Annotated in this window: 15 protein-coding genes; 11 read left to right on the top strand and 4 right to left on the bottom strand. The window is 35.0% G+C overall.

The genetic code is table 11. The features are described 5' to 3' along the window. Positions 1-6: 6 nt before the first annotated feature. Positions 7-771 (top strand): 3-deoxy-manno-octulosonate cytidylyltransferase, encoded by a 765-nt coding sequence (gene kdsB, locus A9G38_RS01900; protein WP_034912915.1) that lies wholly within the window; start codon positions 7-9, stop codon positions 769-771. 3 nt (positions 772-774) lie between these two features. Next, on the top strand, positions 775-1,467 hold the full coding sequence (locus A9G38_RS01895; RefSeq protein WP_034912912.1) for a DUF2461 domain-containing protein: 693 nt from the start codon (positions 775-777) through the stop codon (positions 1,465-1,467). A gap of 22 nt (positions 1,468-1,489) precedes the next feature. Here A9G38_RS01895 and A9G38_RS01890 read toward each other — a convergent pair whose 3' ends face one another. Then, positions 1,490-2,152 carry a MarC family NAAT transporter gene (locus tag A9G38_RS01890; RefSeq protein ID WP_034912908.1) on the bottom strand — a complete coding sequence of 221 codons (663 nt, stop codon included), beginning with the start codon at positions 2,150-2,152 and terminating at the stop codon, positions 1,490-1,492. A gap of 275 nt (positions 2,153-2,427) precedes the next feature. Further along, on the bottom strand, positions 2,428-2,946 hold the full coding sequence (locus A9G38_RS01885; RefSeq protein WP_034912906.1) for a single-stranded DNA-binding protein: 519 nt from the start codon (positions 2,944-2,946) through the stop codon (positions 2,428-2,430). Between the two features lie 216 nt (positions 2,947-3,162). On the opposite strand from A9G38_RS01885, the gene corA reads away from it, so the two are divergent. The 4 genes from corA (at position 3,163) to A9G38_RS01865 (ending at position 5,947) form a co-directional block, all read left to right on the top strand. Further along, on the top strand, positions 3,163-4,104 hold the full coding sequence (gene corA, locus A9G38_RS01880) for a magnesium/cobalt transporter CorA (protein WP_034912903.1): 942 nt from the start codon (positions 3,163-3,165) through the stop codon (positions 4,102-4,104). A gap of 187 nt (positions 4,105-4,291) precedes the next feature. Then, the gene (locus A9G38_RS01875; protein ID WP_034912899.1) at positions 4,292-5,254 is read left to right on the top strand and encodes a glucokinase; all 963 of its coding nucleotides are present in this window, start codon (positions 4,292-4,294) and stop codon (positions 5,252-5,254) included. A 25-nt stretch (positions 5,255-5,279) separates the two neighbouring features. Continuing rightward, positions 5,280-5,528 (top strand): YcgL domain-containing protein, encoded by a 249-nt coding sequence (locus A9G38_RS01870; RefSeq protein ID WP_080702342.1) that lies wholly within the window; start codon positions 5,280-5,282, stop codon positions 5,526-5,528. After that, a complete protein-coding gene (locus tag A9G38_RS01865; protein ID WP_034912894.1) occupies positions 5,525-5,947 on the top strand; it encodes a YcgN family cysteine cluster protein in 423 nt (140 codons plus the stop codon). The genes A9G38_RS01870 and A9G38_RS01865 overlap by 4 nt, the downstream gene beginning before the upstream one ends. Before the next feature lie 32 nt (positions 5,948-5,979). Here the strand turns inward: A9G38_RS01865 and A9G38_RS01860 are convergent, their stop codons facing one another. After that, complete coding sequence (locus A9G38_RS01860; protein WP_034912890.1) at positions 5,980-6,537, bottom strand: YggT family protein; 558 nt, start codon at positions 6,535-6,537, stop codon at positions 5,980-5,982. 36 nt (positions 6,538-6,573) lie between these two features. Continuing rightward, positions 6,574-7,275 (bottom strand): YggS family pyridoxal phosphate-dependent enzyme, encoded by a 702-nt coding sequence (locus tag A9G38_RS01855; protein WP_034912888.1) that lies wholly within the window; start codon positions 7,273-7,275, stop codon positions 6,574-6,576. Positions 7,276-7,312: 37 nt separating this feature from the next. Between A9G38_RS01855 and A9G38_RS01850 the strand changes: the two genes are divergently transcribed. The 5 genes from A9G38_RS01850 (at position 7,313) to pbpC (ending at position 20,604) form a co-directional block, all read left to right on the top strand. Beyond that, complete coding sequence (locus tag A9G38_RS01850; RefSeq protein WP_065623121.1) at positions 7,313-8,254, top strand: type IV pilus twitching motility protein PilT; 942 nt, start codon at positions 7,313-7,315, stop codon at positions 8,252-8,254. A gap of 421 nt (positions 8,255-8,675) precedes the next feature. Next, entirely contained in the window at positions 8,676-10,274 is a 1,599-nt protein-coding gene (locus A9G38_RS01845) for a hypothetical protein (protein WP_034912880.1), read from the top strand. A 936-nt stretch (positions 10,275-11,210) separates the two neighbouring features. Next, positions 11,211-12,308: a hypothetical protein gene (locus A9G38_RS01835; protein WP_065623120.1), complete on the top strand. Its 1,098-nt coding sequence runs from the start codon at positions 11,211-11,213 to the stop codon at positions 12,306-12,308. Positions 12,309-13,019: 711 nt separating this feature from the next. Then, positions 13,020-18,173: an alpha-2-macroglobulin family protein gene (locus A9G38_RS01830; RefSeq protein WP_051634190.1), complete on the top strand. Its 5,154-nt coding sequence runs from the start codon at positions 13,020-13,022 to the stop codon at positions 18,171-18,173. 133 nt (positions 18,174-18,306) lie between these two features. Further along, positions 18,307-20,604: a penicillin-binding protein 1C gene (pbpC, locus tag A9G38_RS01825; RefSeq protein ID WP_034911076.1), complete on the top strand. Its 2,298-nt coding sequence runs from the start codon at positions 18,307-18,309 to the stop codon at positions 20,602-20,604. Positions 20,605-20,612 lie beyond the last annotated feature (8 nt).

Raw genomic sequence — 20,612 nt, 5'->3', positions numbered from 1 at the left:
TTAATTATGAACTTTTCGGTTATTATTCCCGCTAGGTATGCATCGAGCCGTTTACCAGGTAAGCCACTAGCGGATATTCATGGTAAACCTATGATTGTTCGTGTGATGGAGCAAGCAAAAAAATCATCAGCTAATCGAGTGATTATTGCAACAGATCATCAACAAGTTTATGAGGTAATCAAAGAGTATGGTGGTGAAGTCATTCTTACTAGTGACAAGCATAATTCTGGTACAGAAAGGCTGGCAGAGGTGATAAATACTTATCAGTTTACTGATGATGAGGTTATTGTTAATGTACAAGGGGATGAACCTTTAATACCGCCTGTTATTATTAATCAAGTGGCTGAAAATTTAGTGCAATATAAAACGGGAATGGCAACGTTAGCTGTGCCAATTGATTCTGTTGAAGAAGCATTTAATACTGGTGCAGTTAAAGTTGTGACAGATAAAGATGGTTATGCGCTTTATTTTTCAAGGGCTACCATACCTTGGGAGCGCGATCGTTTTGCGAAATTAACTGAACAGTTAAAACCATCGAGTATAGGTAATTTTTATCTTCGTCATATTGGTATTTATGCTTATCGTGCTGGCTTTATTCGTCAATATATTAAATGGGCGCCATCAACGCTTGAACAAATTGAGATGTTAGAGCAATTAAGAGTACTTTGGTACGGTGAAAAAATTCATGTCGCTGTGGCAAAACAACCTCCAGCAATTGGTGTAGACACTTTAGAAGATTTAGAAAAAGTAAGAGCGTTATTTAAGGAGTAAGCAATGGCAAACTTTACTGGCTTTACCCAAGCTGGGCTTAATTTTTTGCAAGACGCTTGGATTAATAACAGTAAACCGTGGTTTGAAGAACATCGTGCTATTTATGATAACGATTTAGTTAAACCGTTTAGGCTTTTGGTTGAACAATTAACACCAGAGATGCTCAAAATTGATGAGTGGTTTGAAACTCGCCCTGCTATTGGTAAAACGATTTCACGAATACATCGAGATACTCGTTTTTCAAATGATAAATCACTTTATCGTAGCCGATTATGGTTGACATTTAAACGACCAAATAAAGATTGGAAAGAAGCGCCCGCTTATTTTTTTGAAATTAGCCCAAGTAGTTATCAATATGGACTTGGTTATTATTGTTCATCAAAACAAACGATGGATATCTTTCGAGACGAGATTCTTAACGATACTAAGAAATTTTTAGCAATGACACGTTGCGTCAAAAAACCATTTGAGCTTGTTGGTGAAAGTTATAAACGCCCATTAATTAAAGAGCAGGACAAAAAAGTTGCAACTTGGTATAACCGTAAAAATATTGCGGTTATGGTGACAAGTAATCATATTGAGGATGTATTAAATAGCGATTTACCTGATAAACTGGTTAAAGGTTTTAAACAATTAGTTCCGCTTTATGATTATTTAATGCGGGTAGAAATGATTAAAAACATACCAAATCTTTAGCTTTGTTAGTTGATTTCTAATATTAAATATTAGGAAAATTCAATACAATTTCTTTAATGCCATTAATTATGAATTGAGTTCCAACACAAACTAATAAAAAGCCCATAATTCTTGAAGTGGCTTCAATGCCACTTTTCCCCATAAAGCGCATTATGCTACCTGCACTGCGCATACAAAACCAAAGAATAATACATAACAATAAAGGCACTAATATCGAAGCAGTATAAACAACCCAAGTTGAAACGTTATAGCCACCACTTTTTACTGTTGATGACATGCTTATTATCATTGCTATAGTTCCGGGGCCTGCTGTACTTGGCATGGCGAGAGGAACAAAAGCGATATTATTTGAGATCTCTTTCTTTTTTGCATCTGCTTCAAGAGTTTTGTGTGATGGTTGTTGTGGAAATAACATTCTAAAGCCAATAACACCAACAATCATGCCACCAGCAATGCGTAATCCGGGAATCGATATGCCAAATGTGCTCATTACTAGTTGCCCACAATAAAACGATACAACCATAATTATAAACACATAAATACAGGTCAATTTTGATTGGTAATTCCGCTCTTCATTGGTCATATCGCCCGATAGACCTAATAACAGTACCACAGTGGTTAAAGGATTCGTTAAAGGAATAAATAAAATTAAACCAAAGCCGACAGTTTGTATAAGTTCCAACATAGATTTATTTTAAATCCGACAAAATTTGCAGCTAAGTATAATTGAAATAAACAGAAAATGATATATGGAGGTAGTTGTAATTCGGTATCGGATTTTATTACCATGTTTGAAAAAATTGTAGGTACTACACTGATAATTTTAGGTCTAATATTAATAGAAATAATGTCAAGCCTGAATAATTTTTATGAATTAGTAGATAAAATGTGATATCGAATTAAGGTTTGAAAGGAGTAATGTTCGACTCCTTTCATAAAATCAAATTGAACTTTTAATACTTAAAATGGAATATCATCATCGAAATCCATTGGTGGTTCTGGAGTCGCCGCAGGCTGTGCAGGTGTATTTTGTGTTAGAGGGCGAGAAGGAGCCACTGGTGCAGATGAAGAATTATTTGCACTTTGCCCCCAATTTTGTGAATTATTATCAATGCCTTCACTGTTATTGCGTGTTGCTAAAATTTGTAAAGTACCACCAATTGGGTTAACTACAACTTCAGTTGTGTAACGATCTTGCCCTGATTGATCTTGCCATTTTCGAGTTTGTAATTGCCCTTCAATATAAATTTGGGAACCTTTTTTTAAGTATTCGCCAGCAATTTCAGCTAATTTACCGAATATAACAACGCGATGCCATTCAGTACGTTCACGGTATTCATTGGTTTGTTTATCTTTCCATGATTCTGATGTTGCAATGCTAATATTCGCAACTGCATTACCGTTAGACATATAACGAACTTCGGGATCTTGACCTAAATTACCAACTAAAATAACTTTATTTATTCCTCTATTGGCCATTATTAACTCCTAAACATGACATAAGTATTTTAAGCTACATATTGTAACATGAGACTGTAGTAATATCAGCGAATTTAATTTAATAATGGAATTTTTCTCCCATTTTATAAAGATTAGAAAGATTGGTTTAAACATAGGAATTTGCTGTCATAGCGAGTATAATGCTAGACATTTGTTAATGTGATGTTCTAAAAGATTTTTCCTATAGGAGGCCTTATGATTAATGCGTTTGGATTGAAAAACAAACAATTAGTAAAAATTAATGAAGGCGATATAAATAATGCAACTTGGATTGATTTAATTGAGCCAGAAGAAGCCGATCGAGATTTTGTTTTAACACATTTAGGACAAAACTTAGCAACAAGTATTGAACTTGACGATATTGAAGCGTCAGCTCGTTTTTTTGAAGATAACGAAGGTTTACATGTCCACTCTTTCTTTTTTTATGAAGATGCAGAAGATCGTGCAGGCAACTCAACAGTAGCTTTTACAGTGCATAATGGTCGTTTGTTTACACTACGTGAGCGAGATTTACCAGCATTTCGTTTGTATCGCATGCGATCGCGCTATCAAGGAATGAACGATGGAAATCCTTATGAAGTATTACTTGATTTATTTGAAGTTAAAGTTGAACAGTTAGCAGATCAAATTGAAAATATTTACAGTGAACTCGAAGAATTAAGTTTAATTATTATGGATCGCTCAGCTCAAGAGCATTACGATGAAGCTATCACCTCGTTGGCTGAACTTGAAGATACCGCGTGGAAAGTTCGCCTTTGTTTGATGGATAGCCAACGTGCGGTTAACTATTTAGTTCGTCGAGCTAAAATGCCAGTAGATCAATTAGAACAAGCTCGTGAAGTTATTCGCGATATTGAATCGCTTGTTCCACATAATGAGTCATTATTCCAAAAAGTAAACTTTTTAATGCAAGCTGCAACCAGTTTTATCAATATTGAACAGAGTCGAATTATCAAAATTTTCTCGGTTGTATCTGTTGTGTTTTTACCCCCAACGGTAGTTGCTTCAGCTTATGGTATGAATTTTGAATTTATGCCAGAATTAAAATGGGAATATGGTTATCCGTTTTCATTACTATTAATGTTGCTAGCAGGCGTTGCTCCTTATATTTATTTTAAACTTAAAAAGTGGTTGTAGATTTATTGATTTAAATTGAGTTTTTATTCGATAGTTTTTTAATATATTAGATGAAATTCTTATCGTACTAACTGCTTAGGATAATTTAATATAAATAATTATTAATATCAGCAATATACTTTCATCGATTGATGGGCAAACTTATTATTTTAACTAAAAAGAATTAATTTATCATAAAGGAAGTAACATGAATCAATATGCACTTGTCACCGATATTGGTGGAACTAATGCTCGATTTGCGCTTTATAATTTGGCTACAAATGAGTTATCAGCAATAACTAAAGTTCTTATTGCAAAGGATGATGTATTGCTAAAATTAATTAAGAATTACTTACAAGCTCAATCAGTTACTATAAAAATGGCTTGTATTGCAATTGCATGTCCGATTAATGATGAAGATATAATTAGCATGACAAACAATGATTTGTCGTTTTCACGATCTGAATTAGTTAAGGAACTTAATCTTGAAAAACTAGAAGTAATTAATGATTTTACAGCAGTATCAACTTCAATTCCTAAATTATCTAAACAAGATCTTGTTCAGATTGGTGGTGATGAACCTGATTTAGATTATCCAATTGCAATTTATGGTGCAGGTACAGGACTTGGAGTGTCACATTTAATTAAAGTAAATGGACGTTGGATTAGTTTGTCAGGAGAAGGGGGGCATACAGAGCTTCCAATGATAAGTGATGATGAAGACCGTATTTTAGTGCAACTTCGCAAAAAATTTGGGCGTGTTTCTACCGAGCGGTTTTTATCAGGCAATGGTATTGTTAATATTTATCAAGCGTTGTTACAAATTAATAATCAACCAGTAATAGAGATTACACCCGACATTATTGTTGAGAAAGCGCTATCTAAAAGTTGTCCACTTTGCTTGCAAACTTTAACCTATTTTTGTACTTTTATGGGGCGTTTTGGTGGTAATTTGGCATTAACACTTAATACACAAGGTGGCGTTTATATTGCTGGGGGTATTGTGCCACGCTTTATCGAATTTTTTAAAACATCTCCATTTAGAGATGCTTTTGAACATAAAGGTCGTATGTCCTATTTAGTCAAAAAAATTCCTGTTTATGTAATAACACATGAAGATCCAGGCTTGTTTGGTGCAGGTGTTTATTTACAAAATTGTCTTAATAAATAGTATTAATGAGTAAAGGTTTTATTTTATGATGTGGTGTTATATTTACCGAAGTACCAAAAAAGAGAACTGCTATCTATATATGGAACATAAAAATGATTTTTCAACGATTCCTGAAAAAGTAATGTCTATTTTTGGTTCACCTGTTTTTGTCATGAAAGTATTACTTGACGGTAAACGAAAATTTGTAGTTGGTACCGCCACTGAAATAGAAGAAAAGATTAAAACTGATGGATTTTTCTTACAAATGCTAAAAGAAGATGATTTCAAAGTATGATTGAGCCATTTTGGGAATATAAGACATTAGCTCAGATGAGTGATGAAGAATGGGAACAGCTCTGTGATGGTTGTGGTCAATGTTGCTTAAATAAATTGATGGACGAAGATACAGACGAGATCTTATATACTAATGTTGCTTGTAATTTGCTTGACTCCAATACTTGTCAATGTAAACATTATAATAGACGTTTTGATTATGAACCCGATTGTATCAAGTTGACTCGTGATAACCTCCTTACCATTGAATGGTTACCTTTAACCTGTACCTATCGTTATTTTTCTGAAACAGGACAATTGCCTCATTGGCATCCGCTTATTACGGGTAATAAAAAGCTTATGCATAAGCTGAAGATATCGGTTAAAAATCGGATTGTTTATGAAAAAGATGTGATTTGTTGGGAAGACCATATCATTTAAAATAGGGAGCTACAGCTCCCTTTGATTTTAATCTAAAGCACAATCCATAAATAACCAAATACATCAACAGCGAGCATATTTAAAAACATTAAAATAAATACAAAAATCATAAATGAGATATCAATCATTCCAAGCGGTGGCACAATACGGCGAATTGGTGCTATAAGTGGTTCAGTTAACTGAGCAAGTAATTCATCCGCGTTTGATTGTCCACGGCTAACCCAACTTAGAATTGCTCGAAATAGTAATAACCAGAATAATAAATGCCCAAATGCATGAGCTATGACAGCAATAGCATAAAGTAGGTATTTACTAGTCCAAATTGATTCATTAATCATTCCATAGTAGGAAATAAAAATAATTTTAATGACGGCAACAAAATATAAAAGAACCCATGTAGCGGTATCTATTTGTTTAATAGAAGGAATGACTTTGCGTAGTGGACCGATAACAGGTTGAGTTATTCGTACGATAAATTGGGTAAATGGGTTATAGAAATTTACACGCACACGTTGCATCCATAAACGCAAAATTAAAACATAGAGACATACCGTTAAGATGGTATTACCTAGAAAATAAAGCGATGTCATTTAAGACTCCTTAAAATAAACTATTGGGGCAATATATCACAAATACTGCCTTGCTCCAAAGATCGCTGTACCTATTCTAACCATAGTGCTACCAGCAACAATAGCAGCTTGCATGTCGCCACTCATGCCCATGGATAATGTATCCATAAATGGATAATCAGTTTGTAAAGAACGCAAAAGTTCGTGCATTTTGTTAAAGACGTTTAGTTGTTTGTCAAAATCATTTTCAATTTCAGGGATCGCCATTAATCCACGTAAATTTAAATTGGGTAGTGTTATAATTTGTTTTGCTAAATCAGAAACTTGTTCAGGATCAACCCCCGACTTGCTAGCTTCTTTACTAATATTAACTTGAATAAGTACATTTAAGTTTTCCATATTAGCTGGGCGCTGATCATTTAAACGTTGAGCAATTTTAAATCGATCAATGGTATGCATCCAATCAAAGTGTTCGGCGACTAATTTGCTTTTATTCGATTGTAATGGACCAATAAAATGCCAAGTTAATAAAGTATTGGGAAGTATTTGTTTAAAATACTGGATTTTTTCAACGCCTTCTTGAACATAGTTTTCACCAAAAGATAGTTGACCTGCATCTATCGCTTGTTTGATTAAGGTTACTGGCTTTGTTTTACTGACCGCAATAAGTTCGATTGTATTGGGATCTCGTTCGCATTTTTTTGCTATTTCTTGAATTGTGTTTTTTATAGTAAGTAAATTGTCACGTACTGTATTCATGTTAATTCCCAATTAATAAACTAATAGGTAAAATATAATGTTAAAATCGATGTTGTCGCTTAGTGTAACGCAAAAAGCATCCGATTTGCACCTTTCAAGTGGTGAAGTTGCACGCATTCGCATTAATGGACAATTACAGTGTGTATCAAACAAAAAGTTATCGCCGTTAGATTTAGAATCTGAACTATTAACGTTACTTAATGAATCACAAAAATTACAATTACAGCAAGATAAACAAATTGATTTAGCCTATCAATCTCCTGAAATAGGCCGTTTTAGAGTCAATATTTTTTATCAACAGCGTGGTATTTCGGCAGTGTTTCGAATGATTAAAAAACAGATTCCAGATCTAGATGAAATAGGTGCGCCCGAGGTTTTTAAAAAACTAACAACAAATGAAAGCGGTATTATTTTAGTTACTGGAACAACAGGAAGTGGTAAATCAACGACACTTGCATCATTAATTGAATATATTAACTCAACTCAATCCAAGCATATTATTACTTTAGAAGATCCTATTGAGTTTATTTATCATAATCAACATTCATTAATTCAACAGAGAGAACTTACAAATTTTGACTATGCACTTGATAGCCTTTTAAGGCAAGATCCTGACATAATATTGCTTGGGGAATTGCGTAATAAAAAATCTATCCAAACTGCATTAACAGTAGCAGAAACAGGGCATTTAGTTTTTGCTACGTTACATACATGCTCTGCTATTCAAAGTATTAATCGTATTATTGATGTATTTGATGAAAGTTCGCGTAACTTTATTCGCACACAATTATCAAATAATTTAAGAGCAATTATCAGTCAAAAGCTAATATTAACAAAAAATGGGCGTAAAGCGTTGTTTGAAGTGCTTATTAATACTCCTGCTGTCAGTAATTTAATTAATGAAGGCAAAATTAAACAAATTATTTCCCTTATGCAGACGGGACGACAACATGGTATGCAAATTATTACGGATCAATAATTACTGAAATTGAAATCATGTTTAATCATAAACTAATATTATTTATTTACCTGTGACTACAAGCGAATGGCAAAGCGGAAAGAGTGATACAAACTTTGAATTGAGATATGACATAATCAGCAAATATTTAGCGATTTCAGGGAAAATGCCTTATGATTTTTTAGCGGATTATTTTAACCATGAAGTGTAAACAACTTGGAGTTTTCCTAAAATTATCAAAGTTTAAAGCAATTAAAATTAACCCAAAAGCTTAATTGTAAAAAACGTTTACAAATGTTTACAAATCTTTATAAAAAAAATTTCATAAAAGTAGTCAAATTTTTTTTTAATAGCTATACTTTAATAATTGAAAAAACTCAGAAGATTGAGTGTTAGTAATCGAAATTAGAGTAAAATAAAAAAAATCTGACAGAGGGATATTATGTCAAACTATTTTAAATCTCAGCAAATCGATATCTTAGCTTTACAGTGTTATCGTGCTACCCGTATTTTTACGTTCATCTCATTTATATTCTCGACATTGCCTAAAAAATTATTGCCTGATTTAATGCGAAATTTAGTATCAAACGTTATATTTTTAGCTTCATTACTATTGTACTCTTTTGGTTCACAAGCATTAACATCTTATTCTGCCAATGCTATTCAAGGATCTGAACCATATTTTACGGTCGATGGTGGGCAAACTAAGATAACTTCGTCGGATGGGTTATTAGGTATTCGGTTATCTGACGGTACAATAATTACACCTTCAACTAATGATTCAACCACTGCAAATCCAATTGTGTTACCTAAGAGTGGGGAACGTTTTACTGATATTAGTATGTTTGTTCCACTATCAAAAAATTCTAGCGAGCTAAATATACCGTTAAACACACTTGTTACAGAACCATATAACTATTGGGGTGATGATGATGGTGATGGTCAAGTTTCAGCAACTGGCGAAATATCAGTAAAAATTACTGATAAAAATAATCGAGCTGTTAATCGTAGTGAAGTATTAACGATATGCCATGCACCTTATAAAGTAGTATTAAGTAATACTGATAGCACATTAAAAACAAAATATGGCACACCTGACCATATTATGGTTAGTGCTGCCACCACATCGTATTACATTAACCCAAAAGACTCACCAGCTGTTTGCTATGCCAGGGCAGGGTTTATGTATGGTGGTCGAGGAACTGTAGCTGATGAATTCCATCGCGGTCCAGCAAATATATGGGATCCAGATAGAGGCTTTCTTACCCAAACGGCTACCCCTGAATCATACGCTCGTAATTTTCCAACGACGGGCGGTGATAATGTGTATTTTTATTTAGAAATTGGAGGAATAGACGAAAAAGAGCTAACTTGGTCTTCAGTTACAAAAGAAGGAATAACGGCGACAATAGAATTAGTGCCGCCAGATGATCGTGCTTATAGCGAGTTTGACCGTAAAGGGGGAACACGAGTTACTTTAAAGGGCCCAACTGTGGAATGGGATGACATGATTAGTTTTCCTAATCGAATATACAAACCAAATTTACCACAAACATTTGAATTAGTGGGCGAAGATAACCATGGTAATAAAGTAAAATACGGGTTTGTATTGCAAAAATGGTTTGTAGCTAGAGGCAGCTTACCGCATTATGGTGAGAAGGCGCCTATCGATACGTGGTGTAGTCGTTTAGGAGATTATCGTGCGGTAAAAATAGAGGATCTGACCAATGCAAAATGTGGTGTTATAGATATAAATAATCTTCCTTATGGTCATTTTCCGTGTATAGATGGGGTGGATGGTGCGATGCCTTTCTCAAATGGAAATTATTACCAACGTCAAATAGGTGCCGGTTTTTTTACAGAGTGGGGAAATTATAGTAACTACCCGATGTCTCAGTTTAGCGCTAACGCTCACTATATAGGTTATAGTAAGAATAAGGATTATATGTTTTTAATTTACGGGGAAAGTGGCATAGTGAATGCTATGGAAAATTATGGAGAAGATATTAGCTATTATCCAGGGTTATGTGTTACCCCTTAACCTTTTAATCTGTAAGTGGATTTATAGTATTAAACAAAAATAACTCTAATAAAAAAAACAAAGCCCTAACTGTAAGGTTGGGCTTGATTTATATTTATACTTTTTTAAATAATTATGTAACGATTACACTAAAATAGTGTAACAAAAACTATAAAACTTTTTTGATAAAAATAAAAGATAAATAGAAAAGTAGCTGAACATCAATTGCATCATATATTTAAATAAGGTAGGTATTTAGGTTGGCTAAATGGTTGTGCCATTCTAAATATTGACATAGTTTTGTTATGTTATAATGATATCGATTTGCTTTTAGGGTAGCAAGTTTCGTTCTATTATCAGTGTTGCTTGCTTTAGAATATCGTTTTCCATATGGAGTTGTTTAAGCTCTTTGCGCAAAACGATTAACTATTGTTTTTGTTGAGTGCGATTATCTTTTGTTTTAAATGAGCCGCTTTGGCTTGCTTGCGTTATCCAACGGTCCAAAGCTGATGGTGTCAAATCATATTCGGCAACGATTTCACTACGTGATTTACATGTTGATAAAGACTGACCATTTGCTGTTTAAAATCATCTGTGAATGTTCGTCTTTTGCGTTTAATCTTATTCATATTTGTTCCTTTTTTAGTTGTGATAAGTTTACCTTACCCCTTAAAAAAGTTGTATGATTTAGTGTAACCGATCTATAGAATGCAAAATCTTAAGCGATTTCGGGAAAAGTACCTTATGAGTTTTTAGAGTTTTTTTTAACCACAAAGTATAAACATCTCAGTGTTTTTCTAAAATTTACATTTCTTTACAAAAAATTCCGCCAAAAAACTAGCCAACAATTTTTTAAATGGTTATACTTTTATCGCTATAGGAAAATAAGCTTATTAAACAAGCAAATAATTATAAAAATATAAATAAAACAAATAATTACTTGACAGGTTAACCATAATGCATTATCATTTAAGACATAGGCAAACCTATGTCTTAAATTTATTAAATAATCTTATTCGACGAGTTTTTACACGAAACTTATTTATATCTTCGAAATTATCTCTCAAAGCATTATCGAAATTATCGCTCAAATCACCTAAAACAGCTTTGCTAGTATTAGCATTGTTATTATTGTCATCGTCATGGGATGTACAGGCGAATGGTAAAAAAGCTCGAGCGGGTAATCGTAGTGATGCAATAATAATACCGTCGGCAGTTATCAATTATGTAAGGCCAAATCTATTTTGGGGTAATGGTAAATACGCAGGTCCAGCTGACATATGGAATCAGAATAAAGGCTTTTTAGTTCAATCAGTCAATCCTGAATCATATAATCAAAATTTCCCGACCACGGGTGCATATAATTTATATTTTGATTTACTCATAACAGGAATAGAACCAGAAGAATTGACATGGGAACCAGTCACGCATGAGGGAATTACTGCAACAGTGACAAATGTTGTAGCTCGTGAATGGTGGATTCCTTATGAGGACTTGGAACAAGTTGTAGCTCGCGTTAAGCTAACAGGTCCAGAGGCAAGAAATCAATGGGATAATCCGAATCCTAGACGAATTACTGTACCAAGGTTACCGCAGACGTTTGAGTTAGTGGGTAGGGATAGAGATGGCGTTGAAGTAGTAAAATATGGATTTGTATTAAGGCAATGGTTCGTCAGTCGGTGGCAAGATCTGTGGGGGGATATATTTTCTAATCAAACAAAATGGTGTAATAGTTTGAGTTATCGCCTTCCGCAGGTAAGAGATTTAACCAATGCAAAGTGTGGTATGTACACGAGTTTCCCCTGTATAAATGGCATAGATAATGTCACGTCATCATCATCTGATAACATTCACCAACGAAGAATAGGTAATGGATTTTTTACTGAGTGGGGCCCCATAACCTATTATGCTGATGCGGGATTCGCCAACACCTACTTTTGGACGAGTGATGTGGGAGCATACAGAGGTGATCAGTTCCTTGTTAGCTCAGGCGGTGGCAACGTCATCAGCAGCGGTGCCTCCTACCGTTACTATACTGTTTGCACCGCGCCTTAGTTTTTAGCGTTTATTTCTTAATCATTAGGACGCAGAAGGTGCTTATGGTGTGAGAGGATAATCTAACAAAAGAATAAAGCCACGGCGCAAGTTGGGCGCTGAGCAGGCAAAGCTAGCACTTTAATGACTAAAAGCCAAAACAACGCCCGACCAATACAATTTTAAAGCTTGTGTATTTGTTATTAACTAGCTGTTATTAACAAGTTTTTATTAATAGCCATTATCAAATAACAAAAGTGCTTTTCTTATTTCTTAAAAAGCCAAATTCAACGTAATAAAAAACTAGCTTATAAGTGTATGATTCCATTTAAAAATAATAATAAAAACCTTAATAAAATCAATAGTCTACCTGAACAATTTTGAGCAAAATAAACGCCCACAATATTGCCATAATATCGTAAAGTTCATATGCCTGCTTTATCCTAGTACCAAAAAGTGCCCTCAACTAAGCTAGGTTGTTAGTACGATAATTAGGGATTGATAAATTGGGTTTTATTAGGTAAATAGAGGTTAGTACAAATTTGAATATCTTACAAGGCGAATATTATGGATAATATGAGTAACTTTAAGTCGGCTACATTTTTCAGCCAATCCACTATAACTATTCTTACTAAACACCCTTTGCTAAAAGGTCGAAGGTAGTACATAATATGTGGTTAAAAATTAGATAAAAATAATTAGTAATAAGAATTATTGTTTATGGGGTGGAAAATGGGGTTAGTAAAGCATTTAGTTGTATTTAGCCTGCTGTTAGCATTAGCTGGTTGTGATAATAAAGACGCTGAACAAAACACACGCGCTGAACAGGCAGAAACGCAATCAGAAACAAAAGTTATTGATAATAATACAACCGCTGATATTAGCAATCCTAGTGATGACAACGATATCGTACAAGATGAATCGTCAAAACTAGCCTTTAACCCCACACCAGAATTAGTTGAAAAATATCACGGTAAAGAATTAACTGTTATTGATAGTTCAGAGGTCATTATTGATGGTTCAAGTACTTTAGTTATTACCTTTTCGGTTCCTTTAAATCCTAAACTCAATTTTTCTAATTTGCTTCGTTTAGTTGATCGCCAAACGGGTAATGTTGACGGAGCTTGGGAGTTGTCGGATAACGGATTAGAATTAAGACATCGCTATCTTGAACCAAATCGTCAATTAGATCTCACCATTGATAAGATGTTAGCTGCAATTAATGGCAACAGCTTAAAAGAAGTCTACCAAGCAGAAATTAAAACTCAAGATCGCCTGCCGATGGTGGGATTTGCTAGTAATGGTTTTTTGTTGCCAAGCAAATCAATGACAGGTTTACCTGTTACTACGCTTAATGTTAATAAAATTGATGTTAATTTCTTTAAAATTAAACCTGAACAGTTATCTGATTTTATCGCTGATTATGGTTTTATTAACCAAGTGTCAGCTTGGAATTCAAAGAATATTAATAAATTTGCTGATTTAGTTTATACGTCTCGGTTTGATCTTAATCCTAAGCGTAATTCGCAAGAAACCGTATTACTTAACTTATCATCCATTCCGCAACTTCAGCAAGAAGGGATTTATTTAGCTGTTATGAATCAAGCAGGAAGTTACGATTATACAAATCCTGCATCGCTATTTTCGATCAGTAATATAGGTGTTGCGGTTCATGCTTACAACAATGGTAAATTATCTGTTATTACCCATGGACTTGACAATGGAAAACCATTTGCTGATGTAAATATATCGATTTTATGTAACAAAAGTATTCGAGATAGTAATAAAAACTGTACCACTATTTCGGCTAAAACTGATGCTACAGGTTATGCTGAAGTCACTTTGCCAAAAGATATGGATTATGCACTACTTACGGCAAGTGATGGTAATCAAATTTCTTTGGTGAATTTGGATCGTAGCGCATTAAATTTAAGTGAATATAATTTAACGGGGTCTACTTTTTATCAAAAACAACTATTTGCTTTTGGGCCTCGTGATTTGTATCGCCCACAAGAGACGGTCTATTTTAATGCACTTTTGCGTAATGCTGATGGTAAGCCATTGCCTTTGCAACCAATTGTGGTTGATGTTATGTCACCCGATAATCAAGTTGTTGAGAATTTTACTGTCGATGCTAAAGCAAAATCTAACGGTTTATATCAATGGCAATATGTTATTCCAGCTAATGCAGCAACGGGTAAATGGGCATTTCGTTTTAATTTAGGCGACGATAATTACCGTTATGTGTGGTTCCGTGTGGAAGAATTTTTACCAGAGCGTATGGCAATGGAAATTACGACCGCATCCAATAAGCCTATTACGCTTGATAAACGTGTCAATTTTGATGTTAAAGGTTGGTATCTTTATGGTGCTCCAGCAGCAGGAAATAATTTAGAAGGTAATATTTATCTTAAAAAAATTGATTCAATACCTGAACTTGCTGATTATAAAATTGGTAATGTGACTGACAATAGTATAGGTAGACAACTTGATAATATTGAGACGACATTAGATAAAAATGGTAATGCACAAGTTGGAATTGATACTAGCGATTGGGGTAAGTTGAGTTCTCCTATTAAACTTATTTTGCAAGCCAGTTTACTTGATTCAGGAGGACGCCCTGTTACTCGTTATGCCAGCCAAATTATTTGGCCAAATCAGCAAATGCCTGCTGTGCGTGCACTATTTTCTCAATCACCTTATTATGATTGGTCATTAGATAAATATGAAACTAGTCCGACAGTTGATAAAGGTGCTAATGCTGAATTTGAAGTGGCTTATGTTAACACTGATGGGCAAAAGCTGGCTGCTAGTCATTTAAAGGCAAGAATTATTCGTGAACGTCATAATTATTATTGGACTTGGTCTGAACATACTGGGTGGTATCAAGCATACAATTCAAGTGAGTTCGTTGTGCAAGAGCAACCGCTGTCTATCGCTGCTAATGGTACAGCTAAAGTGAGTTACCAAACGGATGATTATGGCTTTTATCGTATTGAAGTTGTTGATACTAAAAATAATATTATCAGTAGTTTACGTTTTAGAAGTGGTTATAATTGGGAAGATAATACCAATGGCACCAATGCTGTTCGTCCAGATCAGGTTAAATTAAGCCTGGATAAAACCGCCTATTCGGTTGGTGATACTGCTAAAATACATGTACAAGCTCCAGTAGCAGGCTCGGGTTATATTTCACTTGAAACCAATGATGGTATATTATGGAAAAAAGATATCACTGTTGGTGAAAAAGGTCTTGATGTTGAAATTCCAATCCAAGATTGGGGACGCCATGATATTTATATTAGTGCGATGATTATTCGCCCATCAACCGATGCCGCGGTGCAGACAATTAAACGAGCTATTGGTTTGCTTTATCTACCAATTGATACTTCAGATCGTCAATTAAATGTCAATATCGAAGCACCGAAAAAGACAGAGCCTGAAAAAACCATTCCAATAAAAATTAAATTGGATAAAAAATCAATCCAAAAAGATCGTAAGGTAACGGTGTTGGTTTCGGCTGTGGATTCTGGCGTGTTGAATATTACCAATTTTGTTACCCCTGATCCTTATAGTGCGTTTTTAGGTCGTAAACGTTATAACGTCGATATTTATGATGTTTATGGTAAGTTGATTGAAGGTAAAGGTCGTAATGTCAATGTGAGCTTTGGTGGTGATGCAATGCTTGGTGCTAGCGCTAACGGCAAAAAACCATCAAATGATGTCAATATTGTGGCTCAGCAATTGCAAACCATTAAGCTAAATGATGATGGCGAGGGCGTTGTTGAGCTTATTTTGCCTGATTTTAATGGTGAATTGCGCATAATGGCACAAGCGTGGGATGATACACGTTTTGGTAAGGCTGAACAAACTATGCTAGTTGCCTCGCCAGTCGTTGCTGAATTATCGACACCGCGCTTTTTAACGGGTGGCGATACGGCTAACTTGGCGTTAGATTTGAATAATCTAACCGAAAAAACGCAAACAATGCAGATTGAGGTGTCTACTGATGGTTTGGTTCATCAAGATTCATCTAAAGTAACAACATTAACATTAAATAGTAAGCAAAGACAGATTATTCAAGTGCCAATCATGGCCGATTATGGCTATGGGAAAGGTTCTGTTACCATTAATGTTAAGGGTATTTTGTTAGAAGATGGTTCTGAGTATCAGATCAAACGATCTTGGAACATTGGCGTTAGACCAGGTTATTCCGCAACTACACAATATTATTCCATGGCAATAAATGGCGGTGAAAGTTGGTCGTTGCCAGAAGGTAGTCTTGTTGACATGATTGATAATACCGTTGAGGGTAAATTAATTGTATCAAATCAGCCTCCGCTTAATATTGCTCAGTATATTAAAGAGTTATTTGCTTATCCATATGGTTGTTTAGAACAAACTGTTAGTGGTTTAATGCCATCGTTATATGCAAACCAAGAGCAGCTTTCTGCATTGGGGATTAAAACTGAATCAGATGACAAACGACGTGAAAAAGTACAACTAGGTATTTCGCGAATTTTATCAATGCAACGTAATAATGGTAGTTTTGGTTTATGGAGCAAAGACAGTGCCGAGGAATATTGGTTAACGGTGTATGCAACTGATTTTTTAATCCAAGCAAGTGAGCGTGGTTATAATGTCAATAATAAAGAGCTTGATGCCGCAATTACCCGCATTAGCCAATATACTTATGATGCCAATGCATTTAATGGGTTACAAAGCTACTATGATAATTCACAAGCAAGCAATTATACGCAATTTGCAACTAAAGCTTATGCTTTAGCTGTGTTGGCAAGGCAAAATAAAATCACTGTGCCTATGCGTAATGAAATTAATCGGATGTATCAACAGATCACTGAAAATGATTTTAAAGTATTGTCACCATTACCAGTTGCTCAGTTAGCGCTTTCCGCCAAGCTGGCTGGTTTTGATAATATCTATAATAATTTGATGCCTCGAGTATTTACAACAAGTTATGATAATCGCTATTCTTGGTTAGGCGAATATGGTAGTGCTATTCGTGATAATGCATTAGTTTTATCTTTATTGGTAGAAAATAATTTAAGTGTTGATAAGCAAGCTGATTATTTAATTCAGTTATCTGATTTGCTTAATGATACTCGTTATTTTTCAACTCAGGAACTTAACGCATTATTTGTGGCTGGCTGGTCATTAGAACAACATAAATCTTCACATAAATTTAATGTGGTGATCAACGAGCAGTCAAATGAGGTTGATTCGACTTTATCACGCTCTTTTGGTTTTGCTAATTTAGCCAATAGATTAACGATTTCTAATCCAGAAAATGCACAACCACTTTATATTAAATTTACCGTTTCAGGCTATGGCAAGAAAGCGCCTGCACCAACGAGTGATGAAAATGTTTTAACTATCAATCGTTCCTATTACGATTTGAAAGGTAACAAAATTCAACCTGATCACTTGAAAGTGGGTGATTTAGTGGTGGTATTATTGGATGTTAGGGCACACAAAGAAGAAGTTCACGATGCGTTAATTGTTGATTTTTTACCCGCTGGACTTGAGTTAGAAAATCAAAATCTCACAAATAGTAGTGTGAGTCTACAGGCAATACCGGAAATTGCCAATTTGTTGAAAGATGAAGATAGCAATGATATTAAATATCAAGAATTCCGTGATGATAGATATGTTGCAGCTGTTGATATTAATCACTATGTGAGCGATGGTACTTATCGATCGCAGGTTGCTTATTTGGCTAGAGCTGTGACGGCTGGTAATTATATGATTCCATACCCTTATGTTGAATCTATGTATCGCCCCGATCGGTTTGCAATTGGTCAATCAATTGACTTAATGTCTATTGTTGAGCGCAATGTCGAGCCCAATGAATCTAAACAACAATAACTAGTATGTATCAATTAAATTTGATTTTTAAAATGTAAACAAATTGATTATCCGCTAACAATTGTTAGCGGCATCTATTTATACTGAAACATATTATACCGAAACATAGTGTTACCTGAAACTTTTTGACAAAATGAAAAAGCGCCTACTTAAAATTCTGGCTTTCTTATTTTTTTCTATCCTTTTGTTATTAGGTAGCTTTTTTGTTGCCGATTACTTTTATCCTTTATCAATAACAAAAAATAAAACAACACAAACAATTCTTGCGCAAGATGGTACGCCTCTGTGGCGATTTGCTGATGAAAATGGTATTTGGCGGTATCCTATCAAATTAGATGAAGTCCCCAATGATTACCTTGATGTGTTATTAAATTATGAAGACCGCTATTTTTATGATCATTTTGGTATAAATCCTGCCTCTTTATTGAGAGCAACTTGGCAAAATATCACCAATAAAAGAATTATTTCAGGTGGTAGTACTATTTCGATGCAGGTTGCAAGATTGCTTTATCCACACGATCGCTCCATATCAGGAAAGTTACAACAAATATTTCGAACACTACAACTTGAATTACGTTTTACAAAAGATGAAATTTTAACTTTATATATTAATCGCGCCCCATTTGGCGGGACAATCGAAGGCTTAGGGGCTGCTAGTTGGTCATATTTTGGTAAAGAGCCCAAAGCGTTAACACGTAGTGAGGCAGTTTTATTGGCTGTATTGCCACAAGCCCCCAGCCGTTTGCGTCCTGATAGGTACCCCGAACGAGCCAAACAAGCACGAGACAAAGTTTTAGCAAGATTGGCTCAATATCAGGTATGGTCACCTGATATTATAGAGCAAGTTAGAAAAGAAGAAGTATGGGTTTACCCACGTAAAAAGCCGCAATTAGCTCCTTTATTAGCTCGAAGATTAAGTCAACAATATCCTGATGTTGATATTATTCGATCAAATATTGATCTTTCTCTTCAATATAGCCTTGAAGATATTGCAGCTAATCGTAAAAATCAGTTACCTCCCAAAAACTCACTAGCTATTTTAGTTGTCGATCATACGGATATGTCCGTAAAAGGCTATGTTGGGTCGGTTGATTTTAACGATAAAGAGCGATTCGGTCAGGTCGATATGATAAATTCGCTTCGATCTCCTGGATCGACATTAAAGCCTTTTATGTATGCTTTAGCGATTGATGACGGCATGATTCATTCTGAATCGTTATTGCAAGATACACCTAGAATCAGTTCTGATTATCGACCTACGAATTTTGATGAAGATTTTTATGGACCAATAAGCGCCTCAGATGCATTAAAGAATTCATTAAACTTACCTGCTGTTGAGTTAATTGAGCTTTATGGACCAAAACGATTTGCTGGCAAGCTGTTTAGTATTGGCTTACCGCTTCAATCTAAAGGTAATGATCCTAATATATCGTATATTTTGGGTGGTGCGTCGTTAAGAATGGATAATTTAGTTAGCGCATATAGTGCCTTTGCACGTCATGGGCAAGTAAGTCCTTTACGATTTACGCAAGCAGATCCCTTACTAAGCAAGCCATTTATTAGCGATGGAAGTGCATGGATCACAAGACAGATGCTAGTTAATAATTATCAGCTTGCCTATAAAACAGGCACTAGCTATGGATATCGTGATGCATGGGCGATTGGGGTCAATCCTCGCTATTTGATTGGCATTTGGGTCGGTCGTCCTGATGGAACGCCCGTTGTTGGTCAATATGGCAGTATTACAGCGGTGCCGATACTACAGCAAGTTAACACGTTATTATTAAATAAAGAGCGACGAATAAATCGCCCACTTCCCTTAGTAACTAAACCGACAACAGTAACCTTAGAAAAAATTTGTTGGCCATCAGGACAAAAGTTACCTGCAACTGATGAAAACTGCCACCGTCAAAAAAATGCATGGGTATTAAATAATATGATACCTCCAACACTTGATACTCTAACGGCACTTAATAACAATATTTATCGTTCAGGGTGGGTGACTATTTGGGTAAATGATGCCGGCAAACGTGTGTCAGCAGACTGTAGCAATGCACATAAAAAACAGGTTGCACTTTGGCCAATAGCTTTAGAAAATTGGCTACTACCCAAAGAACGTCGACAATCGCTAATTCCTGAAGTTGATAATCATTGCCCAGTGTTTGGTAAAGATATCTTTTTGCCACTCAATATTATTGGGCTGCAAGATAAGCAATTGGTAAAACGATTACCTGGGCAGCAAGATGTCACTATCGATCTAACTCCACAAGGTGGTGTTGGTGACAAATGGTGGTTTTTAGATGGTCAACTTATTGAGAAAACGTATGGCGATCAAAAGGTAGCTTTGACAGTTACTCATAAAGGTTTACATCATCTATTTTTATTAGATCAAAGTGGACAAATCTCACGAATGACATTTACCCTTGACTAAACTAACAA

Source organism: Gilliamella sp. Imp1-1, assembly GCF_001690415.1.
Classification (GTDB): domain Bacteria; phylum Pseudomonadota; class Gammaproteobacteria; order Enterobacterales; family Orbaceae; genus Gilliamella; species Gilliamella bombi.
Note: the sequence above shows the minus strand (reverse complement) of the source record. Positions and strands in the feature narration are given on the sequence as shown.

What these genes read in the sequence shown, in the direction of transcription:
- A9G38_RS01865 (WP_034912894.1), top strand. Translation starts at nt 5,525, where the DNA reads ATGATTGAGCCATTTTGGGAATATAAGACATTAGCTCAGATGAGTGAT.
- A9G38_RS01875 (WP_034912899.1), top strand. Translation starts at nt 4,292, where the DNA reads ATGAATCAATATGCACTTGTCACCGATATTGGTGGAACTAATGCTCGA.
- A9G38_RS01835 (WP_065623120.1), top strand. Translation starts at nt 11,211, where the DNA reads ATGCATTATCATTTAAGACATAGGCAAACCTATGTCTTAAATTTATTA.
- A9G38_RS01885 (WP_034912906.1), bottom strand. Translation starts at nt 2,946, where the DNA reads ATGGCCAATAGAGGAATAAATAAAGTTATTTTAGTTGGTAATTTAGGT.
- A9G38_RS01895 (WP_034912912.1), top strand. Translation starts at nt 775, where the DNA reads ATGGCAAACTTTACTGGCTTTACCCAAGCTGGGCTTAATTTTTTGCAA.
- A9G38_RS01830 (WP_051634190.1), top strand. Translation starts at nt 13,020, where the DNA reads ATGGGGTTAGTAAAGCATTTAGTTGTATTTAGCCTGCTGTTAGCATTA.
- A9G38_RS01855 (WP_034912888.1), bottom strand. Translation starts at nt 7,275, where the DNA reads ATGAATACAGTACGTGACAATTTACTTACTATAAAAAACACAATTCAA.
- A9G38_RS01890 (WP_034912908.1), bottom strand. Translation starts at nt 2,152, where the DNA reads ATGTTGGAACTTATACAAACTGTCGGCTTTGGTTTAATTTTATTTATT.
- corA (WP_034912903.1), top strand. Translation starts at nt 3,163, where the DNA reads ATGATTAATGCGTTTGGATTGAAAAACAAACAATTAGTAAAAATTAAT.
- A9G38_RS01850 (WP_065623121.1), top strand. Translation starts at nt 7,313, where the DNA reads ATGTTAAAATCGATGTTGTCGCTTAGTGTAACGCAAAAAGCATCCGAT.
- kdsB (WP_034912915.1), top strand. Translation starts at nt 7, where the DNA reads ATGAACTTTTCGGTTATTATTCCCGCTAGGTATGCATCGAGCCGTTTA.
- A9G38_RS01860 (WP_034912890.1), bottom strand. Translation starts at nt 6,537, where the DNA reads ATGACATCGCTTTATTTTCTAGGTAATACCATCTTAACGGTATGTCTC.
- A9G38_RS01870 (WP_080702342.1), top strand. Translation starts at nt 5,280, where the DNA reads ATGATGTGGTGTTATATTTACCGAAGTACCAAAAAAGAGAACTGCTAT.
- A9G38_RS01845 (WP_034912880.1), top strand. Translation starts at nt 8,676, where the DNA reads ATGTCAAACTATTTTAAATCTCAGCAAATCGATATCTTAGCTTTACAG.
- pbpC (WP_034911076.1), top strand. Translation starts at nt 18,307, where the DNA reads ATGAAAAAGCGCCTACTTAAAATTCTGGCTTTCTTATTTTTTTCTATC.